This window comes from Persicitalea sp., assembly GCF_041751555.1.
In the GTDB taxonomy this organism is placed as follows: domain Bacteria; phylum Bacteroidota; class Bacteroidia; order Cytophagales; family Spirosomataceae; genus Persicitalea.
Genome location: NZ_JBGSXF010000175.1, coordinates 1 through 4,184 on the forward strand (window position 1 = coordinate 1; position 4,184 = coordinate 4,184).

A 4,184-nucleotide genomic window follows, 5' to 3' on the forward strand; every position below is an offset into this window, starting at 1 on the left:
CTTAGAAGCTGTTTGAGTTATTTTTTAATGATAAAAATGAGTTGTTTTTTGTCAGGACAAGGCACCAAATCCGAAATTTGGCAGAGCCAAATGAGGGTTTGGTAACGCAGGATTGGCAAAAAACGGCCATTTTTGGCTTAATAAGGTTTACTCAAACAGCTTCTTAAACTTTAAACTCATAAACTTTAAACTCAAAACACTATGTATCCTCCACATTTAGTTGCCCCTATGAAAGCTGACCTTACGAGCGTTGGTTTTCAGGAACTTTTGACCGCTGAGGCGGTAGATAATTTCATGACCGACGCAGAAGGCATTACCTTGGTGATGGTCAATTCGGTCTGCGGTTGCGCGGCGGGTGCCGCCCGTCCGGGCGTGAAAGCCGCGCTGGCCAAAAGCGAGATCAAACCCGATAATCTGGTAACAGTATTCGCGGGTGTCGATACCGACGCAGTAAACAAGATGCGGGAGTACACTCTCCCCTACCCTCCTTCGTCGCCCGCCATTGCGATGTTCCGTGATGACGAACTGATTCACTTCATTGAGCGCCACCACATCGAAGGTCGCTCCGCCGAAATGATCGCTCAGCACTTGGTGATGGCGTTTGACGAGTTTTGTGGAGAGAAAGCTTAGGTCAAAGTACCAAAGTACCAAAGTACCAAAGTACCATTTAGGAAAAATCAAGGTAAAGGCGGCCCTACTGGTCGCCTTTACTTTTTAACAAAAAACCAAAACGTTTACTTCTACGTTTAGAAAAAGATATCCCTCGCCACTATTCCGACATTCACTGATTCACTCATTCAAAATTGACCCATGCAAGGACATCATTTTTCTAAATTCATTCCCGAAGAGCACGGGCCCAATAGCAAGTTTGAACAATTGCTCAGTATTTTCCAGCAACTACTGTTGATGACTTCCGGCGATGTCGGTGAAGCCATGCAGTGGCTTAGTGAGTTGGATAGGCGTTACGATTTGACCAACGACAAATATGGCATCGGTGATTTCTACGAAGATCTGAAAAAGAAGGGCTATATTACCGAAAAAGAAGGTGAAGGGAAGGTCGTGATGACGCCCAAGGGCGAGCAGAGTATCCGCAAGAGTGCTTTGGACGAAATTTTTGGAAAGCTGAAACGCTCGAAGAGTGGCGGCAACCATCACACGCCCTACTCAGGAACGGGCGACGAACTGAGCAGTGATGTACGTCCCTACCAGTTTGGCGACTCACTGGAACAAATTTCTATGACCGAATCCATAAAGAATGCCCAGGTCAACCACGGCATTGGCGACTTTACGCTCATGGAGCAGGATTTAGAAGTAGTTGAGAAGGAGCAAAAGACGACGACTTCCACGGTCATGATGATTGACATTAGCCACTCCATGATTCTTTACGGAGAAGACCGCATTACGCCCGCTAAGAAAGTAGCGCTGGCGATGGCCGAGTTGATAAAGACCAAGTACCCTAAAGATTCGCTGGATATTATCGTCTTCGGCAACGACGCCTGGCAGATTCAAATCAAGGATTTGCCTTATTTGGAAGTCGGCCCGTACCACACTAACACAGTAGCTGGTCTGGAACTGGCGATGGATCTGCTGCGTCGCCGCAAGACCCGTAACAAGCAGATTTTCATGATTACCGATGGCAAGCCTACCTGCCTGAAAGAGGGAATAAAATACTACAAAAACAGCTTTGGCTTAGACCGCAAAATCGTAAGCAAGACGCTAACGCTTGCCGCTCAATGTCGCCGACTGGACATTCCAGTCACGACGTTCATGATCGCCTCCGACCCTTACCTGAAGCAGTTCGTCCAGAATTTCACCCAAGTGAACAATGGGCGGGCTTATTACAGCAACTTAGATGGCTTAGGAAGTTTCGTACTGGAAGATTTTCAGCGCAACCGTCGGAAGAATATAAAATGAATCGGCGGTCCGTCGTCACGGCAACGGCAAGTTTTGATTTTTCTTAAAACACAAAAAGCACCCGCTGGATTTCAGCGGGTGCTTTTTGATTGAAGCGAAATTATTTGCTACTCTTTGGGGATGCGCAGTACTTGACCCGGATAAATTTTGTCGGGGTCAGATAGCATCGGCTTGTTGGCCTCAAAAATCTGTGGGTACTTCTGCGTGTCGCCATACACTTCTTTGGCAATCTTGGAAAGTGAATCCCCACTCTTGACAGTGTAGTAGGTAGCTTCGGGAGCCGACTCGGCAACCGTCATGCGATTGTCCACCTGCGACACGCCCTCTACATTACCCAAGGCTAGTGCAATACGCTCGGCGTCAGCCTGTTTTTCCACATCGCCCTCCAACACCACCGTGTCGCCGGAGGTCTTAACCTGAATGGTTTTGTAAGTAAGGCCCAGCGCCTTCACGTGCGCGAGTAGGGCACTGGCGCGGAGAGGCTCCTTTTCGGCGGCCGGAGCAGCTTCTTCTTTTCCTTTGAAGACTTTCTCCCCAACTCCCTTTAAAAATGACATTAATCCCATGTTTTTCTTTTGATTAAATAAGTGAATGTAAAAATTGAATAGCCCAAATCTAAGTTTTTCGGCCAATTTAGCAAGCTTTACACGCAAAAGAATTATGCCCGTTGCGTAATGGGTGTACTTTTCAGGCCGCTTCCAAACCAGCAGCAAAGGAGCAAAATTGGTTTTTGAATTGATGATAATTTTGTTCGAAATAGAAAAGCTCTTCCCGGATGTAGTGACATTCCGGCTCGCTCGATTGCCAGTTGGTCAGGCGGCGGTCGCTGGCGATATTATCTGTCGGACACCTACTGGCGGCGGCTATTTCTCCCAGTAGTTTATCAACCGAACGCAAGTAATCATGGAGCTGGCTCATCAATTCCGTTAGGGTTTGGGGAAGAATTTGCCCTTGCAAACTGAGAAGATAACTCTCAAAAATGGCTATTTCGCGGCGATTAAATTCCAGTTCATTCTTCCAAAGTAGGCGTTCAAATTGTAGGTTAGGGGAAGTATCGGCTTTTTTCACAGGTTTTTGAGTTTAGGAGACGAAAACGGGGCATGAAAATACAAAATTTTCAAGACAAAATCCAGAATTGATTAGAAAATAATCTTACCAGACAAGTGTTGCCTGACAGACCCGCCCTTTTCCCAAAACAAAAGTTGGTAGCTTTGCGCAGCACTACCTCTCCCCCTTTTCGTGAACATGAATCGCACTACAAACCTAGCTAGCCTCAGAGAGGAAAATTTTGACATTTGCATCATCGGTGGCGGTGCAAGCGGCTCCGGCTGCGCGCTCGATGCCGCTCTTCGTGGTTATAAGGTGGCGATGATCGATAAGAAGGATTTTGCCTCCGAAACCTCCTCGCGCTCTACCAAACTCATTCATGGTGGGGTTAGGTACCTGGAGCAAGCCTTTACAAAGCTGGACTTTGCGCAGCTGAAGCAAGTGCGGCACGGATTGGAAGAAAGACGAATCGTTATCAAAAACGCGCCACATTTGGCCCGGCCGCTAGCTCTATTAACGCCCGTCTTCTCACTGTTCGAGGGTTTGTACTATAGTATTGGCTTGAAAATGTACGACTGGTTCGCCAACGATAAAACACTTCCCAAAGGCAAGTGGCTTTCCAAAAAAGAAGTCATGGCCCGGATGCCGACCCTCGACAGAAACAAACTTCACAGCGCGGTACTTTACTACGACGGACAGCACGACGACGCCCGCTACTGCTTGGCCATCGTTCAGTCGGCTCATGAGCAGGGCGTGGCCGTGGCGAACTACGTGGGCGTAACTGGTTTTGAGAAAGATGAAAACGGGAAACTGTCAGCGGCGAAAGTCATGGATGAATTGACCCAAGAAAGCTTTTCTATCAAAGCCAAAATATTTATCAACTGCACCGGCACCTTTGCCGACCAAATCCGGCATTTGGCCAACCCGAAACTACCCTCCCGCATTCGCCCCAGCAAGGGCGTTCACGTGGTGCTTCCCTACAAGACGCTGAACAGCAACGACGCCATGCTGATCCCTGAAACCAGCGATGGTCGCGTGGTTTTTGCGATTCCGTTCGAGGGGCAACTAGTCGTCGGTACGACGGACACTGAGTTCGGAGACGGGACGCAGGAGCCTTTCCTGGAAAAGAAAGAAGTCGATTTCCTGCTGGATACCCTAGCGCCTTATTTGAAAATAAAACCAACGGCTACTGACCTTACGGCGGGCTTTGGCGGCTTACGCCC

Annotated in this window: 5 protein-coding genes; 3 read left to right on the top strand and 2 right to left on the bottom strand. The window is 48.2% G+C overall.

The window, feature by feature from the left end; genetic code table 11:
• Nucleotides 1-201 precede the first annotated feature (201 nt).
• The gene (locus ACEW8P_RS06020; RefSeq protein ID WP_373512199.1) at nucleotides 202-630 is read left to right on the top strand and encodes a BrxA/BrxB family bacilliredoxin; all 429 of its coding nucleotides are present in this window, start codon (nucleotides 202-204) and stop codon (nucleotides 628-630) included.
• Between the two features lie 180 nt (nucleotides 631-810).
• Entirely contained in the window at nucleotides 811-1,914 is a 1,104-nt protein-coding gene (locus ACEW8P_RS06025; RefSeq protein ID WP_373512200.1) for a VWA domain-containing protein, read from the top strand.
• A 107-nt stretch (nucleotides 1,915-2,021) separates the two neighbouring features.
• Here ACEW8P_RS06025 and lysM read toward each other — a convergent pair whose 3' ends face one another.
• Together lysM and ACEW8P_RS06035 are read right to left on the bottom strand one after the other, a co-directional pair.
• Complete coding sequence (gene lysM / locus ACEW8P_RS06030; RefSeq protein ID WP_373512201.1) at nucleotides 2,022-2,480, bottom strand: peptidoglycan-binding protein LysM; 459 nt, start codon at nucleotides 2,478-2,480, stop codon at nucleotides 2,022-2,024.
• A 121-nt stretch (nucleotides 2,481-2,601) separates the two neighbouring features.
• A complete protein-coding gene (locus ACEW8P_RS06035) occupies nucleotides 2,602-2,982 on the bottom strand; it encodes a hypothetical protein (RefSeq protein WP_373512202.1) in 381 nt (126 codons plus the stop codon).
• A 177-nt stretch (nucleotides 2,983-3,159) separates the two neighbouring features.
• On the opposite strand from ACEW8P_RS06035, the gene ACEW8P_RS06040 reads away from it, so the two are divergent.
• Nucleotides 3,160-4,184: glycerol-3-phosphate dehydrogenase/oxidase (locus tag ACEW8P_RS06040; RefSeq protein WP_373512203.1), on the top strand; the 1,025-nt coding region annotated here is incomplete at its 3' end.

Excerpts from the sequence above, each read along its gene's own strand:
- ACEW8P_RS06020 (WP_373512199.1), top strand. The coding sequence starts at position 202 with ATGTATCCTCCACATTTAGTTGCCCCTATGAAAGCTGACCTTACGAGC.
- ACEW8P_RS06025 (WP_373512200.1), top strand. The coding sequence starts at position 811 with ATGCAAGGACATCATTTTTCTAAATTCATTCCCGAAGAGCACGGGCCC.
- lysM (WP_373512201.1), bottom strand. The coding sequence starts at position 2,480 with ATGGGATTAATGTCATTTTTAAAGGGAGTTGGGGAGAAAGTCTTCAAA.